At 73.4% G+C, this 16,432-nt stretch carries 14 protein-coding genes and 1 pseudogene; 7 read left to right on the top strand and 8 right to left on the bottom strand.

The window, feature by feature from the left end; all coding sequences use genetic code 11:
* The 4 genes from ABT288_RS45720 to lnt form a co-directional block, all read right to left on the bottom strand.
* A partial coding sequence (locus ABT288_RS45720) for a GAF domain-containing protein (RefSeq protein WP_351621718.1) occupies positions 1–1,282 on the bottom strand: 1,282 nt, incomplete at its 3' end.
* Positions 1,283–1,358: 76 nt separating this feature from the next.
* Complete coding sequence (locus tag ABT288_RS45715) at positions 1,359–2,174, bottom strand: 3-hydroxybutyrate dehydrogenase (RefSeq protein WP_351621715.1); 816 nt, start codon at positions 2,172–2,174, stop codon at positions 1,359–1,361.
* Between the two features lie 54 nt (positions 2,175–2,228).
* Positions 2,229–2,708 carry an NUDIX hydrolase gene (locus ABT288_RS45710; RefSeq protein ID WP_351621713.1) on the bottom strand — a complete coding sequence of 160 codons (480 nt, stop codon included), beginning with the start codon at positions 2,706–2,708 and terminating at the stop codon, positions 2,229–2,231.
* A gap of 89 nt (positions 2,709–2,797) precedes the next feature.
* Positions 2,798–4,408 (bottom strand): apolipoprotein N-acyltransferase, encoded by a 1,611-nt coding sequence (gene lnt, locus ABT288_RS45705; RefSeq protein ID WP_351621710.1) that lies wholly within the window; start codon positions 4,406–4,408, stop codon positions 2,798–2,800.
* Between the two features lie 412 nt (positions 4,409–4,820).
* Between lnt and ABT288_RS45700 the strand changes: the two genes are divergently transcribed.
* Positions 4,821–5,792 carry an O-antigen ligase family protein gene (locus tag ABT288_RS45700; RefSeq protein WP_351621707.1) on the top strand — a complete coding sequence of 324 codons (972 nt, stop codon included), beginning with the start codon at positions 4,821–4,823 and terminating at the stop codon, positions 5,790–5,792.
* 39 nt (positions 5,793–5,831) lie between these two features.
* On the opposite strand, the gene ABT288_RS45695 is transcribed toward ABT288_RS45700, so the two are convergent.
* Both ABT288_RS45695 and ABT288_RS45690 read right to left on the bottom strand, forming a co-directional pair.
* Positions 5,832–6,359 carry a hypothetical protein gene (locus ABT288_RS45695; protein WP_351621705.1) on the bottom strand — a complete coding sequence of 176 codons (528 nt, stop codon included), beginning with the start codon at positions 6,357–6,359 and terminating at the stop codon, positions 5,832–5,834.
* Positions 6,360–6,465: 106 nt separating this feature from the next.
* Positions 6,466–7,251, bottom strand: a complete 786-nt coding sequence (locus ABT288_RS45690; RefSeq protein WP_351621702.1) for a glutamate racemase — start codon at positions 7,249–7,251, stop codon at positions 6,466–6,468.
* 57 nt (positions 7,252–7,308) lie between these two features.
* Between ABT288_RS45690 and ABT288_RS45685 the strand changes: the two genes are divergently transcribed.
* On the top strand, positions 7,309–8,484 hold the full coding sequence (locus tag ABT288_RS45685) for a glycosyltransferase (RefSeq protein ID WP_351621699.1): 1,176 nt from the start codon (positions 7,309–7,311) through the stop codon (positions 8,482–8,484).
* 6 nt (positions 8,485–8,490) lie between these two features.
* On the opposite strand, the gene ABT288_RS45680 is transcribed toward ABT288_RS45685, so the two are convergent.
* The gene (locus ABT288_RS45680) at positions 8,491–9,810 is read right to left on the bottom strand and encodes a TerD family protein (RefSeq protein WP_351621721.1); all 1,320 of its coding nucleotides are present in this window, start codon (positions 9,808–9,810) and stop codon (positions 8,491–8,493) included.
* A gap of 293 nt (positions 9,811–10,103) precedes the next feature.
* Between ABT288_RS45680 and ABT288_RS45675 the strand changes: the two genes are divergently transcribed.
* The 5 genes from ABT288_RS45675 to ABT288_RS45655 all read left to right on the top strand — a co-directional run bounded on the left by ABT288_RS45675 (position 10,104) and on the right by ABT288_RS45655 (position 15,264).
* Positions 10,104–10,541 (top strand): DUF6643 family protein, encoded by a 438-nt coding sequence (locus ABT288_RS45675; protein WP_351621696.1) that lies wholly within the window; start codon positions 10,104–10,106, stop codon positions 10,539–10,541.
* 43 nt (positions 10,542–10,584) lie between these two features.
* Complete coding sequence (locus tag ABT288_RS45670) at positions 10,585–11,406, top strand: MOSC domain-containing protein (protein ID WP_351621694.1); 822 nt, start codon at positions 10,585–10,587, stop codon at positions 11,404–11,406.
* 185 nt (positions 11,407–11,591) lie between these two features.
* Positions 11,592–12,197, top strand: coding sequence for an Rv1733c family protein (locus ABT288_RS45665; protein WP_351621691.1), 606 nt, complete (start codon positions 11,592–11,594; stop codon positions 12,195–12,197).
* Positions 12,198–12,428: 231 nt separating this feature from the next.
* Positions 12,429–14,867 carry a right-handed parallel beta-helix repeat-containing protein gene (locus ABT288_RS45660; RefSeq protein WP_351621688.1) on the top strand — a complete coding sequence of 813 codons (2,439 nt, stop codon included), beginning with the start codon at positions 12,429–12,431 and terminating at the stop codon, positions 14,865–14,867.
* Between the two features lie 46 nt (positions 14,868–14,913).
* The gene (locus ABT288_RS45655) at positions 14,914–15,264 is read left to right on the top strand and encodes a VOC family protein (protein ID WP_351621685.1); all 351 of its coding nucleotides are present in this window, start codon (positions 14,914–14,916) and stop codon (positions 15,262–15,264) included.
* Here the strand turns inward: ABT288_RS45655 and ABT288_RS45650 are convergent.
* Positions 15,261–16,334, bottom strand: a pseudogene (locus ABT288_RS45650) (hypothetical protein); the annotation flags it as partial. The gene ABT288_RS45655 and the pseudogene ABT288_RS45650 overlap by 4 nt on opposite strands.
* Positions 16,335–16,432 lie beyond the last annotated feature (98 nt).

Raw genomic sequence — 16,432 nt, 5'->3', positions numbered from 1 at the left:
CGGCGTCGGCGGCCGGGCCGTCGAGGCGCGCGGCGTGGACGACATGGGTGGCGTCGAGGTCGGCGTGCAACCGGGCGGCGCGTTCGCGCAGCAGGCGCGGATCGCGGTCACGCGCGTCCAGCAGGTCGTCCAGCAGCTCGCCCCGCACCCGCTGTTCGGCCTCGGCCGCCGAGCGGCGGGCGAGCAGCAGGAGCGAGGTGACCATCGCCGCGCGCTCCAGGGTGCGCTGGTCCACGGGGTCGAGGCCGGGATGCCCACGCAGGACCAGCGCGCCGAGGAGTTCGCCGCCGGCGGCGACCGCGGCGATCCAGTCGTTGCCGTGCGGTACGGCGTGGCCCTCGGCGCGGGACGCCTCCAGGGCCTCGGCCGGTGCCGTGTCGGCCTCGCTGAACTCGACGGTGCCGTCGAGGACTTCGGAGACGGCGGCGGCGACGTCGTGCACCCCGCCGCCACGCAGGACGAGTTCGGCGAGCCGGTCGTGGACGTCGGAGGCGCGCTCGATGACCGCGCTGCGGTCCCGGATGATCTCGTTGGCGCGCTCCAGCCCGGCCAGGGCGGCGCGGGTCTCGGTGAGCAGGTTGGCGGTGTCGATCGCGGCCGCGGCGAGCGCGGCGAAGGAGCCGAGCAGGGCGATCTGCTCGCGCTCGAAGACGCGTGCCCTGCGGTCGGCGGCGAAGAGCACGCCGATGACGTGCGGGCCGAGCATGAGCGGGACACCGAGGATGGCGACCAGGCCCTCGTCGCGGACGCCGGCGTCGATGGTGTGGGTGTGCTGGAAGCGGGCGTCCTTGAAGTAGTCGTCCGTGACGTACGGCCGGGTCGTCTGGGCGACCAGTCCGCCGAGCCCCTCGCCCATGCCGAGGCGCAGCTGCTGGAAGCGGGCGGAGACGGAGCCCTCGGTGACCCGCATGTAGGTGTCGCCGCGTGCCGGGTCGTTCAGGGTGAGGTAGGCGACGTCCGTGCCGAGCAGGGAGCGGGCGCGCTGCACGATGGCCTGGAGGACGGCGTCCAGATCGCGCAGGCCGGCCAGGTCGTGGGCGGTCTCGAACAGCGCGGACAGCTCCGCCTCGCGGCGCCGGCGCCCCTCCAGCTCGGACCGGACCCGCAGGGCGAGCAGCTTGGCCCTCTCCAGCGCGGCGATCCGGTCGGCCGGTCCGCCCTCGGCGCGGGCGAGCAGCACCGGCTGCTCGTAGGCCTCCGCGGAGGCGTCGCGGGCGAGCAGCTCGAGGTAGGCGGCCTCGGTGCTGCCGCTGGGTGCCGACTGAACGTGATCGCGAGACATGGTCACAGGATTCCGCATCGCCGGCCCGGCCCGTCAGGCCTGTGGAAAACTCCCGGGCCGGGCGCCGCCGGACGCTTCAGTGGGCCGTCCACCCGCCGTCGAGCACCAGCGAGGTGCCGGTGACGAAGGACGCCTGCGGGCTGCACAGGTAGGCCACCGACTCGGCGACCTCCTCCGGTTCGATGAGCCGCTGGACCGCGCTGTCCTTGAGCAGGACCTCGGACAGCACGCGTTCCTCGGGGATGCCGTGCGCCTGCGCCTGGTCGGCGATCTGTTTCTCCACCAGAGGTGTGCGCACATAGGCCGGGTTCACACAGTTCGAGGTCACCCCATGGGGGGCGCCTTCCAGAGCGGCCGTCTTCGACAGACCCTCCATACCGTGTTTGGCGGCCACATACGCGGACTTGTAGGCGGAGGCGCGCAGACCATGGACGGAGGACACATTGACGATCCGGCCCCAGCCCTGCGCGTACATGTGCGGAAGGGCGCCGCGGATGAGGCGGAACGGCGCCTCCAGCATCACGGTCAGCACGGTGTGGAAGACCTCGGGAGGGAACTCCTCGATGGGGCGCACGAGTTGCAGGCCCGCGTTGTTGACCAGCACATCGGCGCCGGCGGCGGTGCGTTCGGCGGCGTCGAGGTCGGTCAGGTCCACGACGTGCGGTTCGACGGTCCCCGGCAGGTCACCGGCGCGTTCCGCCTGCTGGGCCAGCTCGGCCAGGCCGGCCGCGTCCCGGTCGACGGCCCGCACGCGCGCACCGGCGGCCGCCAGCCGCAGCGCACAGGCGCGGCCGATGCCGCTTGCGGCACCGGTGACGAGGGCGGTGCGGCCGCCGAGGTCGAGGGCGAGGGGCTGGGGGCGAAGACCGGGCGGGGGGCTGGACGAGGTCATGTGCCGACCCTAAGCGGGCCCCACCCGTCACCACATGTGGTGATCGCCCATACTTCAGCCCACAGTCGTAGGGTCAAACCATGTGGGTGCCTCGGACATGGCCTGCTTGATCCGGAAGCGGCCGAACTCGTGGAGCTCCGGCAGCGCGTCCACCGTGAACCAGCCCACTTCCAGGGACTCGTCGTCGTTGACCCGGGCCTCCCCGCCCACGGCCCGGCAGCGGATGGTGATGTCCATGTACTGGCACTCGTCCCCGTTGGGGTAGGTGAACGGCTCCAGGGCCTGGACGAGGACGACCCGCTCGGCCTCGCAGTGCACCGCCGTCTCCTCGAAGACCTCCCGCACGGCACAGGCCGCGGGCTGCTCGCCGGGCTCCGGGATCCCCCCGATCACCGACCACTTGCCGGTGTCGGCCCGCCGGCCGAGGAGCACTCTGCCCTCGTCGTCGAAGACGATCGCGGTGACCCCGGGGAGCCAGAGCAGTTGCCGGCCCGCGGAGGCCCGGAGGGTGCGGATGAAGTCAGGAGTAGCCATGGGCCCGACCCTAACCGGCCCGGCCCGTACTCTCCTGGCGGTTCAGGGAGCGTACGGGCCGGTTGAGGAGTCGTGCGCGGGTCGTACGGTCACGCGTCACCGGCGCGCCGACGGCGCAGCCCGGACCCGGTCGCCCAGCCGACGCCGCCCGCGGCGAGCAGCACCAGAGCGAGCTCCGGGAGGATGCCCAGCTCGGTCGCGGGGGTCTTGGACGTGCGCAGCGGCACCTTCTGGACGAGGTAGGCGGGCACGAACATGCCGGTCTTCTGGGTGATCTTCCCGTCCGGCATGATGATCGCGCTGACACCGCTGGTCACCGGCACGGTGACGGTGCGGCTGTGCTCGACGGCGCGGATCCGGGACATGGCGAGCTGCTGGTAGGTCATCTCGCTGCGGTCGAAGGTCGCGTTGTTGCTCGGCACGGAGATCATCTCCGCGCCATGGGTCACGGTGTCCCGCACGTCCCAGTCGAAGGCCGCCTCGTAGCAGGTGGCCAGGCCCACCTTGGCACCGTCGATGTCGAACACGCCCGGGGTGCCGCCGCGGCTGAAGTCCTGGCGGACCATGCCGGTCCAGTTCTTGTTGACCGCGCCGACGAGCCCGCGCAGCGGGAGGTACTCGCCGAACGGCTGGATCTGCCGCTTGTCGTAGGTCTGCGTCGGTCCCTTGGCCGGGTCCCACAGGATCTGCTCGTTGAGCAGTTTGCCGTCCTTCTCGACGACCCCGCCGACCGAGACGGGCACGCCGACGGCCCTGGCGGCGCCCTCGATGACGGCGGCCGCGTCGGGATTGGTGAAGGGGTCGATGTCGGAGGAGTTCTCCGGCCACAGCACGTAGTCGGGCTTCGGGGCCCTGCCCGCCTTGATGTCGGCGGCGAGCCTGAGCGTCTCGCGCACGTGGTGGTCGAGCACCGCCCGCCGCTGGGCGCTGAACTCCAGCCCGGAACGCGGCACGTTGCCCTGGATGACCGCGACGGTCCGGGTGCCGTTCTCGGCCCTGTCGCTCACCAGCGGCCGGGCGGTGACCGCGCCCGCCACCGGGACGGCCACGCTCAGCAGTGCGGCGGCCGCCGCGGCTCGCCGCACGACCCGGGTCCGGCGCCGCTCGGCGATCAGCCGGCCGGCCTCGTACAGGCCGAATCCGCACAGGACGACCGCGAAGCCGAGCACGGGTGTGCCGCCCACCGCGGCCAGCGGCAGGAAGACTCCGTCCGCCTGACCGAACGCGATCTTGCCCCAGGGGAAGCCACGGAAGGGGACACGCGCGCGTACCGCCTCGCCCGTGATCCAGACGGCGGCCGCCCACACCGGCCAGGCCGGCAGCCTGGAGACGGCGGCGACACCGACGCCGACCAGGGCGACGAAGACCGCCTCGATGGCGACGAGGGCCAGCCACGGTCCGGGACCCACCTCCACGCCGGTCCACACCAGCAAGGGCAGCAGGAAGCCGAGCCCGAAGAGGTAGCCGAGGCCGAGGGCCGCCTTCCAGCCACGCCCGCGCAGCAACCAGCCGAAGCCTGCGAAGGCGGGCAGCGCCAGCCACCACAGGGGGCGCGGCGGGAAGCTGACGTAGAGCAGCACTCCGCAGAGCGCGGAGGCGAGGGCCGGGACCAGGCGGAGCAGGCGGCCGCGGAACGCGCTGGGCGCGGGGGACGGCTGGAGCTGATCCGGCTGGTCCACAGAAGTTGCGGTGACGGTCACCCGGGTGAGTGTACGGCGGCCGCCTGGGCCGCCGACAGCACGGTTCGAGGGCCGGAACGGCTCGGCGGACCGTGGTCGTCGCTGGTCGCCGCCCTCCGCGGGGCGCCGCCGCACGGACCCGCTCCCCCACGACGAGCACCCACCCCGACACCGGCCCCGGGCACATGCCGTTTCCGCCGCCCCACCGCCACTTTCCGTCGCATCTCGTGCCCAATCCGGCCATCAGCCGCTACGGTGAGCCCAGCCTCGGCAGTGCGGCCGGATCCGGCGCCATGCCCGGCCGTGGCCCGAGGCAGGGGTTGGGGACCGGGGACAAGGGGCAGCCGTGGGGGCGACGGGGACGACGAGATCCGCGGCCGGTGTGGATGCGGGCGCGGCGGACGTCAGACGAAACGTTTCTGACGGGGCGGGCATGATCCTGCTGGGCGCCTGCGCCGGCTGGTCGCTCATCACCGCGGCGGCACATGACGGACGGCCCGAGGGCGTGCTGCTCGCGGTGCTCGCCGTGGCCGCCGGTCATGCCGTCGGCCGGGTGTCCGGGGCACTGCTGCCGGTGGCCGCGCCATCCGTCGGAGCGGCGGCCGGACTCGCGCTGGCAGTGGCCCTGCCCGGCCTCTCCGCCGGTCCCCGGGACGCCGGTCCGCTCGGCCACGCCGGTGGCACGGCCGCCCTGCTGACTATGGCCACGGGTGCCGCGTGCTGCGCCGCCTGGGCGACACCCGTACCGGAGTTGAGGCTGGTGCTCTGGCTGCCGGCCGTCGGAATCGTGCCGGCCGGGGCGGTGCTGGGGTCGGTGGCCGGGTGCGTGGCGAGTGCGGCCGTTCTGCTGTTCTCGCTCGCCGCGGGCTCGGTGTCCCGCCGGGGCGTGGGTCTGCTGGGCCTGGCGCTGACCGCGGCACCGGCGGCCGGCGCGGCCTGGGCGCTCGCCGCCGATGTGGTGCCGGGCGGCCTCGCCCGGGTGCTCGAGGGCCGGCTCGGCGCGTACCGGGTCGCGCTGTGGCAGGACGCCCTGCGGCTGGCGGGCCGGAACCGGGGGCTCGGCGTCGGCCCGGGACGGTTCGGCGAGCTGGGCGGTACGGACGCTCAGCCGCTGTCCGCCGACGGCAGGCCGCACTCGGCCCTGCTCCAGCTGGCGGCGGAGCAGGGCGTGGTCGGGGTGCTCCTGTGCGTCGCCGCGTTCTGCTGGGTGCTGCACGCCCTGTGGCGCTCTCCTCGCTCCACCCCGATCGCCCTGACCGCCGGCGCGGCCCTGACGGCACTGGCCGTGTTCGCCTCGGTGAGCGACGCGCTCAGCTTCACCACGGTGACCGTGGGTGCCGGGCTGCTGGCGGGATGGGCGACGGCGCGTCCATGGGCGCGCGACGGAGCGGAGCCCCGGCCCTGAGCGGTGTCGTTTCCCCGTGCCGCTACGCGGCGGGCGGCCTCAGCGGGTCCGCAGCCGGTCCCTGATGACCCGTACCGCCGACTCGGCGTTGTCCACGGTGATCGTGAAGGTGTGACCGTCCCACAGGCGCAGCACGATGCCCTCGCCACGGCGTACGACCACAGCGGTGCCCTTCTCGGGGCGCCACCGGTAGCCCCAGCCGCCCCAGTGCCGGGGTGTGACGAGGGCGGTGAAGTCGGCGCCGGCCACGTGGGAGAGCGGGATGCGCCGACGCGGCAGCCCCATGTGGCCGCAGCGCACCTCGACGCACTCCTTGTCGAGTCTGAGGTCGACGTGCACGAAGGCGAGCGTGCCGAAGAGGACCAGCAGACCAGCGGCGATGCAGCCCACGACGGACATCACCAGGGGGGCGACGCCGGAGGTCCATGCCGAGTCCACGGCCAGCTCGATACCCAGCGCCATGCAGGCCGCGCCCACCAGTGCCAGCAGCCACTGGACCCGGTTCGTGGCGCGCCCGGTCCACACCTCGGGATTCGGGCCGTCGTCGGCATGGCGGGCGTCCGTCATGGTTATGAGATTACTCAGGTTTCGCTGCGCGGGTAGGGCGTGGCAGACAGTGACTGCCCCGGGTGGACCACGGCCGGCCGGCGCGGGGTCATCGCCGCCCGGCCGGTCAGCGGACGGGGGCGACCGCCTGCAGGAAACGGCCTTCCTCGTACGACAGTGCCGTCTCGGGGAGCGTGGCCTCGCGGCCGCTGAGGAGCACCGTGAGGGTGGTGTCGGCGACGGCGGCGGGGGCCGGCTCCGCGCCGATCCGGCGCAGGGCCTGCGCGGCCACGGCCCCGGCGGAGCCGTGCAGCGCGAGCGGCGGACGGCCGGGCCGCTGGACGGCTGCCCGGATGCGCTCGCCGACCAGTTCGTAGTTGGTGCAGCCCAGGACGACGGTGGTCACGTCCTCGGGGGTGCGGGCGGCGGCCGAGGCGATCGCGGCGTCGATCGCGCTCTCGTCCGCGTGGTGCACCGCGTCCGCGAGTCCCGGGCAGGCCACCTCGGTGACGGCCACACCGGCGGCGAACCGCTCGATCAGATTCCGCTGGTAGGCACTCCCGGTGGTGGCCGGGGTCGCCCAGATCGCGACATGCCCGCCGCCCGCCGCGGCCGGCTTGATCGCCGGGACGGTACCGATGATCGGCAGATCCGGTTCGAAGCGGCCCCGCAGTACCGGCAGGGAGTGCACGGACGCGGTGTTGCAGGCGACGATCAGGACATCGGGCCCGTGGGCGGCCGCGGCCTCGCACACGGCCAGGGCCCGCTGGGTGATGTCCTCCGGGGTGCGCGGCCCCCAGGGCATCCCGTCCGGGTCCCAGGAGAGCACGAGATCCGCGTCGGGCCGCAGCCGCCGTACCGCGGCGGCGGCTGGGAGCAGGCCGATTCCGGAGTCCATGAGCGCGATCTTCACCTGGCCACGATAGACGATGGGGCCTTGCGGCCCCCTCCGGTGGGGCAGACTGCGGGCGTGAGCGCCCTGCTGTGGATCACCGTCGCGTCGCTGGCCGCCTGGTGCTGGCTGCTGCTCTGCCAGGGCTTCTTCTGGCGCACGGACGTCCGGCTGCCGCCGCGCCGGGAACCGGACGCATGGCCGCCGGTCTGTGTGGTCGTACCGGCCCGTGACGAGGCCGCGGTGCTGCCGTCGAGCCTGCCGTCGCTGCTGGCGCAGGACTATCCGGGGCGGGCCGAGGTCTTCCTCGTGGACGACGGGAGCACCGACGGCACCGGGGACCTGGCCCGTGAGCTGTCCCGGCGGCACGGCGGGCTGCCGCTGACCGTGGGCTCGCCGGGTGAGCCGCCGGCGGGCTGGACGGGCAAGCTGTGGGCGGTGCGGCACGGCATCGGCCTGGCACGCGCGCGTGACCCCGAGTTTCTGCTGCTGACGGACGCGGACATCGCGCACGCGCCGGACAGCCTGCGCACGCTGGTGTCGGCGGCCCGTGCCGGGGGCTTCGACGTCGTGTCGCAGATGGCGCGGCTGCGGGTGGAGAGCGCGTGGGAGCGGCTGGTGGTCCCGGCGTTCGTCTACTTCTTCGCGCAGCTGTACCCCTTCCGGTGGATCGGCCGGAGGGGTTCGCGTACGGCCGCGGCGGCGGGCGGTTGTGTCCTGCTGCGCGCGGACATGGCGGAGAGGGCGCGCATCCCGGACGCCATCCGGCACGCCGTCATCGACGACGTGGCGCTCGCGCGCGCGGTGAAGGGCGCCGGCGGGCACGTCTGGCTGGGGCTGGCCGACCGGGTGGACAGCGTGCGGCCGTATCCGCGGCTGCACGACCTGTGGCGGATGGTCTCGCGCAGCGCCTACGCCCAGTTGCGGCACAACCCGCTGCTGCTCCTCGGTACGGTCGCGGGCCTGGCGCTGGTGTACCTGGTGCCGCCCGCCGCGGTGGTCGCCTCAGCGGCGGGCGGCGGTACGGCGACGGCGGTCGTCGGTGGGGTGGCGTGGGCGGTGATGGCAGGGACGTACGTGCCGATGCTGCGCCACTACCGCCAGCCGCTGTGGCTCGCTGCGCTGCTGCCGTTCACGGCGTCGCTGTATCTGCTGATGACGGTCGACTCGGCCGTGCAGCACTACCGGGGGCGGGGGGCCGCCTGGAAGGGCCGCACGTACGCGCGTCCCGATGCCGTGCCCGACGAGGGCTGAGCCCGGTCACTTGCGGCCCGGCGTCCAGTTCATGCCCCATCCGTAGGCGCGGTCTATCGTCCGCTGCGGGCTCACTCCGCGCTCCGGCACCAGATACCGCGCCTCGCGCTGTACCAGGAGATCGCCGCCGGTGTTGGTGATCAGGGCGAGCGCGCACACCGTGGAGGGGACGGTGCACTCGTCGAGCGAGAAGTCGATCGGGGCGCCGTGCTGCGGCTGGAGGGTGACGGTGGCGTGCAGGTCGGCGAAGGAGCTGGCGCCTTCGTAGATGGTGACGAAGACGAGGATGCGCCGGAAGTCCTGCCTGTGGTCGAGGTTGATGGTGAGGTTCTCGCCGCTCGCCACGGCCCCGGTGCGGTCGTCGCCGTCGAGGTGGATGTACGGCGGGCGGTTGAGCGAACCGAAGGCGTTGCCGAGGGCCTGTACGACCCCTTTGCGGCCGTCGGCCAGCTCGTACAGGGCGCACAGGTCGAGGTCGAGCTCCCCTCGTCCGCCTCCCCACCGGCTGCCCCAGCCCGAAAGTTGACTCCGCATCTGCCAGTTCAGGTTCACCCGCATGGCACCGGAGGTACCGCCCTGCTTGGCGAGTGAGACGGAGGGCGCGGCCTTGGTGAGGGTGACCTTGGACAGGCGGACCGGCTGAGGTGCCGGTGGGGTCGCGGGCGCGGACGGCATCGTCGTCGGCGGCATCGCCGGGGGCGGCGGTGCGGGGGCCGGTGCGGGAGGCGGGGGCGGTGTCACCGGGCGCGGTGCGGGGGCAGGGGGCGGTGTCGCCGGGCGCGGTGCGGCGGGCCGCGCGCCATGCCGGGGCTCGTCCACGGTGATGCCGAAGTCCGTTGCCAGGCCCTCGAGTCCGCTGCTGTAGCCCTGGCCCACGGCGCGGAACTTCCAGCCGCCCTGACGGCGGTAGAACTCACCGAGCACGAAGGCCGTCTCCACGGTCGCGCCGGGGCTGTCGAACCGGGCGACCGCCTGGCCGCTCACGGCGTCGGTCACCTCGATGTAGAGGCCGGGGACCTGTCCGAAGGTCCCGCCGTCGGCGGAGGCGGCGAGGACGATCCGCTCGATCGCGCCCTCCACGCGCGCGAGGTCGACGGACAGGGTGTCGGTGACGCCCGCGCCGGCCGTCGTCTTGCCCTCGTGGCGCACAGCGCCGGAGGGATGGGCGGGCTGGTTGTAGAAGACGAAGTCGTCGTCGGAGCGGACCTTCCCGGTGGCGAGCAGCAACGCGGAGGCGTCCGCGTCGGGCACGCCGGGTCCCGAGCGCCAGCCCAGTTCCACGGTCAGCGCCGTGGTCGGCACCGGCGTGTTCGCCCCTTTCAGCATGGACATGCCCGCCCCCATCCGTGTCGGCTTCCGTACGCCCTCGGTCATCCAGGTCATCCCTACCCGCACAACCTATGCGCCGGTACGGCGAACGCCCACGACCGGCACAGGAAGATCCCCGGTCAACCGCCGGTAACCCTGCAGGAACTCGCCCTTTACACGACGAGAACGCGGACCGACGTCCCTTTTTGCCGAATTCGCTCGTATTGGGGATCCCGGGTCACTGCGGACACGGAAAACAACCCTCTTATCGGTCTCCCCAACGAGCACATCGTGGGCTTAACTTATGTGCCATGACCTCCCCCCGCTCCACTTATGGTGGCGGCTACTACTCCGCCTCCTTCCCGGACACCCCGATCTACGACTCGCTCGTCGCCGAGCGCGGTACCCCGCAGATCGCCCCGATCCGGGTCCCCGCCGCCTACGACACGGGCAGCAGCCTGCCCGCCCTGCCGTCGGCTCTGCCCGCCCTCCCGGCGGCACCCTCCCCGCAGGCTCCGGCCTACGGCTACCCGCAGACGCCGCAGCCCGCGCCCCTGCAGCAGGCGCCCACGGCGTACATCCCGCAGCAGGCCACCGCCCCGCGGGGTTACCCCGGCCCGCAGGCTCCGCAGCAGCAGCGCCCGATGGGCATGGGCACGGGTTACGAGGCCATGCGCCCCGCCGCGCCGCGGCCCGCGCCGGCTCCCTACCAGGACCCGTACAACAACCAGCAGTACCGCGGCTACTGACCGGCCACCTGTCACTGTCGGTGCCTGCTGGCACCATGGCGGCATGGGAAACGCGGAACTGCAGTCGATCCACGTTCATCCGGTCAAGGCACTCCGGGGTCACGCAACCCGGGAGGCTGTGGTGGAGCCCTGGGGCCTGGCCGGAGACCGGCGCTGGACGCTGATCGACGACGGGGGAAAGGTCGTCACACAGCGCGAACAGCCGCGCCTCGCGCTGGCCGCCGCCGAGCCTCTGGCCGGCGGCGTTCGCCTGTCCGCGCCCGGCCAGGCGCCCATCACGGTGTCCGTGCCCGAGCCGGCCGGGACCGTGCCGGTGATCGTCTTCGGCACGAAGGTCGAGGCGGTCCCGGCCGCCGCTGCAGCGCACGCCTGGTTCAGCGCCTATCTGGGGGCGGACGTCCGCCTGGTCCACATGGACGATCCGGCCACCCGCCGCCCCGTCGATCCCGAGTACGCACTGCCCGGCGAGACGGTGAGCTTCGCCGACGGCTACCCCTTGCTGGCCGTCACGACGGCCTCCCTCGACGCCCTGAACTCCCTGATCGCCGAGGGCGCGTACGCCGCCGAGGGCCCGCTGCCGATGAACCGCTTCCGGCCGAACGTCGTCATCACCGGCACCGAGGCCTGGGCCGAGGACCACTGGTCACGGATCTCCATAGGAGAGGTGGTCTTCCGCGTCGCGAAGGCGAGCGGACGCTGCGTCGTGACCACCGTGGACCAGGACACCGCCGTACGCGGCCGGGAGCCCCTGCGCACCCTGGCGCTGCACCGCAAAGCCGGGTCGAGGCTGCTCTTCGGCCAGAACCTCGTACCCCTCTCGCCCGGCACGATCAGGGTCGGGGACCCGGTGCGGGTGCTGGGCTAGCACGCCACTCCGGGTCGGCGGCGGGGGAACCAGGGACGGGTCCCGGTCGTTGGGAGGGCATGAGTGATTCGTGAGAAGCCGCGTGCGTGACCGTTCGCGGTGGACGTGATGTCGCTCTCTCTTGCTCCGGGCCGCGGATGCGCTCCCGCGCCGGGGGTTATGACGGAGCGAAAGGGGGTGGGGACGTGGGGGCAATCAGTGGCCTGTGGCGCTGGCGGCACAATCCGCTGCGCCGCGCGACCGACCTGGCCGAGGCGTGGGTGGCCCTCGTGGCGCTGGTGCTGATGGCCGTGTCGGCGCCCGTGGTCGGCTGTCTGGTCGGCGCCGCCGCCCAGGCCTCGCTGCAGCGCTCCGTGCGCGAACAGCGGCACACGCGCCACCTCGTCACGGCCACGGTGGTGCGTGACCTGGGCGAGGTCCCGCTGGAGACCGACCCCGACACCACGGCGGTACGTGAGTCCCGCAGCCGTGTCCTCGCGGACTGGACCGCGCCGGACGGCACCCTCCGGCACGGCAGAGCCCTGTCGCGCCTCAAGTCCCCGCACGCGGGCGACCACTTCGGACTCTGGACCGACCCGCACGGCCGAATAGCGACCCGCCCGCTGGACGCCGCCACCGCCACGACACACGCGGTGCTCGCCGGGATCGGCGCGGCCCTGCTGGCCACGGGACTGGTCGAAGGCGTCAGGCGGTTGACCGTGTGGCGCATGGTCCGCAGCCGGTACGCACGCTGGGACCAGGCCTGGGACCGGGCGGGCCCGGACTGGGGCAAGGCGGGCACCGGCTGCTGACGGCCTTCCGGCTCTGGTCAACCCACCGTGCACGCACACGCTACGGTGGACCGGCCGAAGTGCTTTCGGCGACAACCCGCGGGTGAGCGAACCGCAGGGACACGCGCAGGTTTCCGGGAGCGCGAACGCGCACCAGCCCCAGGGCTGAGCGCGGTCGCGGTCCCGGCACCGGCGGCAAGTCCCCCGAGGGAGCGAGCCATCAGTACGACGAGGTGGGGGCACAGCAACGCCATGGCACAGGGCACGGTCCAGGTGACGCACACCGGTACGTCGCGGTGGCGGCGCCGCACAGGCGAGTACGCATCGCTCGCCGCCGCCCTGGAGGCCGCCGCCGACGGCGACGTCCTCACCATCGCCCCGGGCACCTACCGGGAAAACCTCGTGGTCCAGCGGGCGGTGACGCTCCGTGGCCCCGAAGGCTCCCCCGGTTCGGTGCGGATCGCCCCCGTGGACGGTGTGCCGCTCACCGTGCGTGCCTCGGCCGTGGTGCAGGACCTGCACGTGGAGGGCCAGGACGCGGCGGCGCCCGCGCTGCTCGTCGAGGAGGGCACGCCCGAGCTGATGGACGTGCGGATCGTGACCCGGTCCGCCGCGGGCATCGAGGTGCGCGGCGGCGCCCGACCGACCGTGCGCCGGTGCACCGTCGACAACCCGGCCGGCATCGGCATCGCCGTACTCGACGGCGGCAGCGGGGTGTTCGAGGAGTGCGAGGTCGTCGCCGCCGGGCAGGCGGGCGTGGCCGTCCGTGGCGGAGCGCATCCGCGCCTGGAGCGCTGCCGTGTGCACCACGCGTCGGGCACCGGGGTGACCGTGACGGGCGAGAACTCCGCGCTGGAGGCGGTGGGTTGTGAGATCTACGAGGTGCGCGGCTCCGGTGTGCAGGTCACCCAGCGGGCGACCGCGCATCTGACCGACTGCGATGTGCACCGCACCACCGCCGACGGCGTCACCCTGGACACGGACGCGGTCCTCACGCTCGCCGACTGCCGCATCCACGACATCCCGGAGAACGCGGTCGACCTGCGCTCCCGTTCGGTGCTCACGCTGACCCGCACGACGGTCCGTCAGTTCGGGCGCAACGGCCTGTCGGTGTGGGATCCGGGGACCCGGGTGGACGCCCACCAGTGCGAGATCTTCGACAGCACCGGCGACTATCCGGCGGTGTGGGTCAGTGACGGCGCGACGGCCGTCCTGGACTCCTGCCGGGTGCACGACGTACCGGACGCCCTGTTCGTGCTGGACCGCGGTTCACGCGCGGATGTCGTGGACAGCGATCTGTCGCAGGTGCGCAACACGGCCGTGTCGGTGAGCGACGGGGCGACCGCGCAGCTCGACGACTGCCGGATCAGGGAGGCGGCGACCGGAGCATGGTTCCGCGACCACGGCAGCGGCGGCACGCTGAACAACTGCGCCCTGGACGGCACCCAGACCGGCGTGATCGTCACCAAGGGCGCCGACCCGACCATCGAGCGCTGCACGGTCGACTCCCCCGCCGAAGCGGGCTTCTACGTCTCCGCGGGCGGCCGCGGCAGCTTCCTGAACTGCCGGGTCAGCGGCAGCGCCGGGTACGGCTTCCATGTGATCGACGGCTGCCGCGCGACGCTGCGCAAGTGCCGTACGGAGCGCTGCGCGCGCGGCGGTTACGAGTTCGCCGACGCCGGCCCGGACGCCGCGCCCGGTACGGGCCCGGTCGTGGAGGACTGCACCAGCGACGAGAGCGGCGGTATGCGGCGGCCCGCGGTCCGCGAGACCGTCGTGCAGACGATGTCGCACTCCCCCGGGCTGCTCGGCTCGATCCCCGGGCAGCGCAGCACGGAGCAGGAGCCGCTGATCGCCGCCGCCGACCCCGAGAAGCCGGTGCGGACGTCGAAGGACGTGCTCGGGGAACTCGACGCGCTGGTGGGCCTGGAGAGCGTCAAGCGCGAGGTGCGGGCGCTGACCGACATGATCGAGGTGGGCCGGCGCAGGCAGCAGGCGGGCCTGAAGGCGGCCTCGGTCAAACGGCATCTGGTCTTCACCGGCTCGCCCGGCACCGGCAAGACGACGGTCGCCCGGCTCTACGGCGAGATCCTCGCCTCCCTCGGTGTGCTGGAGAAGGGGCACCTGGTGGAGGTGTCCCGGGTGGACCTGGTCGGCGAGCACATCGGTTCCACGGCGATCCGCACCCAGGAGGCGTTCCAGAAGGCGCGCGGCGGTGTGCTGTTCATCGACGAGGCCTATGCCCTCTCCCCGGAGGACGCCGGGCGTGACTTCGGCAAGGAGGCCATCGACACGCTGGTGAAGCTGATGGAGGACCACCGGGACGCGGTGGTGGTGATCGTCGCCGGCTACACGGCGGAGATGGAGCGGTTCCTCTCCGTCAACCCCGGTGTCGCCTCCCGCTTCTCGCGCACCATCACCTTCGGCGACTACGGCCCCGGGGAGCTGCTGCGGATCGTGGAACAGCAGGCCGACGAGCACGAGTACCGGCTGACGCCGGGTGCGTCCGAGGCGCTGCTGAAGTACTTCACGGCCATCCCGAAGGGCCCGGCGTTCGGCAACGGCCGCACCGCCCGGCAGACCTTCGAGGCGATGGTGGAGCGGCACGCGAGCCGCGTCGCCCAGCTGGCGGACCCCAGCACGGACGATCTGACCCTGCTGTACGCGGAGGACCTTCCGGAGCTGCCCTGAGCACTCCGGCATCCCCGCCTTTCGCACGAGCTTCTGGAGGACGCGGATGAAGGCGCTGGCGACGCTCGCCCGGCTCTACGTGGACGACCTGGACAGAGCGCTGCCCGCTCTGCGCGAGCTGACCGGCCAGGACGTCCGTACGCGGTTCTCGTACGGCGCGGTGGAGGTCGCGAGCATCGGCGGCTTTCTGCTGGTCGCGGGAAGCGAGCAGGCTCTCGCCCCGTTCCGGGAGGTGCAGAGCACGGTGCTCGTGGACGACCTGGACGGGCTGCACGCGCTCGTGGCGGCCCACGGCGGGGAGGTTCTCGACGGGCCGCGCGAGGTGCCCACCGGCCGTAACGCGACGGTGCGGCACCCGGGCGGAGTCGTGCTGGAGTACGTCGAGCACACGGTCTAGCCGGTGTCGGCGCGGTGCTCCGTGGGCTTTGGCCGTGGCCCCGGCAGCTCCGGGCGCAGCCGGGCCAGCAGACGTGCGCGTACCCGGGCGAAGACGGGGTCGGCCTGGTAGTCGGAGTGGCCGAGGATGGGCGCCGGGAGGGGATGCGCGGGCGTACGGCCGTAGGCGAGGGGGTCCCGCAGGGGGCCGTGGTCGACCTCGGGCGTGCCGTCGTCGGGGACGCGGACGGGGCCGCCGATGGGGTCGGTGCTGCGGTAGAGGTTGCCCCAGCAGGCGACGTCGCGGTGCAGGGCGGCGAGCGCGGGCGGTCCGAAGTGGGCCGGGAACCAGCGGCCGTACAGGCGTTCCAGCGGGGAGCCGTAGGTCAGCAGGGCGATCCGGGCGCGGACGGACGGGGGCAGCTGCCAGGCGGCGGCCGCGGCCAGGACACTGCCCTGGGAGTGGCCGGAGAGGACCAGGCGGCCGTCGGTGCGCTGCGTCCAGGTGGCCATGCGCCAGGTCAGGTCCGGCACCGCGCGCTCGGCGTAGCAGGGCGGTGCGAAGGGGTGCGCGGCGCGCGGCCAGAAGGTGCCGACGTCCCAGAGGATGCCGATCGTGCGCCGCGCCGAGGCGTCCTTGTAGGCGCGCCTGCCCCAGGTCACGAAGAGCACGAAGCCGAGGCCGACCAGCCAGGAGCCCAGCACCTGCGAGGTCGCGGCGACGGACTGTACGGCGTCGTAGGTGCGGTGGGCGGCTCCGTCGGGGGTCTTCCGGGTGGCCAGCGCACCGGCCAGCGCCACAGCGCCGAGCAGCAGGGTGGTGGCGGCGAGCACGGCGACGACGAGAGGTGCCCGGTCGGTGAGCGTGGCCATGGCGCGGACGTGGGCGATGGCGCGGGTACGGCCCGGGTCCTCGGGCTCGCCCGGATGCTCGTGGCGGACCCGGTGGCGTTCGGCGCGGGCCAGCCGGGCGGCGGCGAACCCGAGCCGGGCGGCGAGGAGCAGCAGGACCGCGAGGACCGGCGGGATCGTGGACGCCTGCCAGGTCAGCAGGACCGGGGGCCCGGGGAGCGCGGCGTGGGTGCCGTCGAGCCGCGGACCCTTGTGGGGCGACCACCGAGGCTCCTGGCAAGCGCGCCACAGGGCCACTTGCCGAGGTCTCCGGCGAACCGCCCGTACGGGGCGACCGC

Source organism: Streptomyces sp. NPDC001093 (assembly GCF_040298985.1).
Taxonomy (GTDB): Bacteria; Actinomycetota; Actinomycetes; order Streptomycetales; family Streptomycetaceae; genus Streptomyces.
Note: the sequence above shows the minus strand (reverse complement) of the source record. Positions and strands in the feature narration are given on the sequence as shown.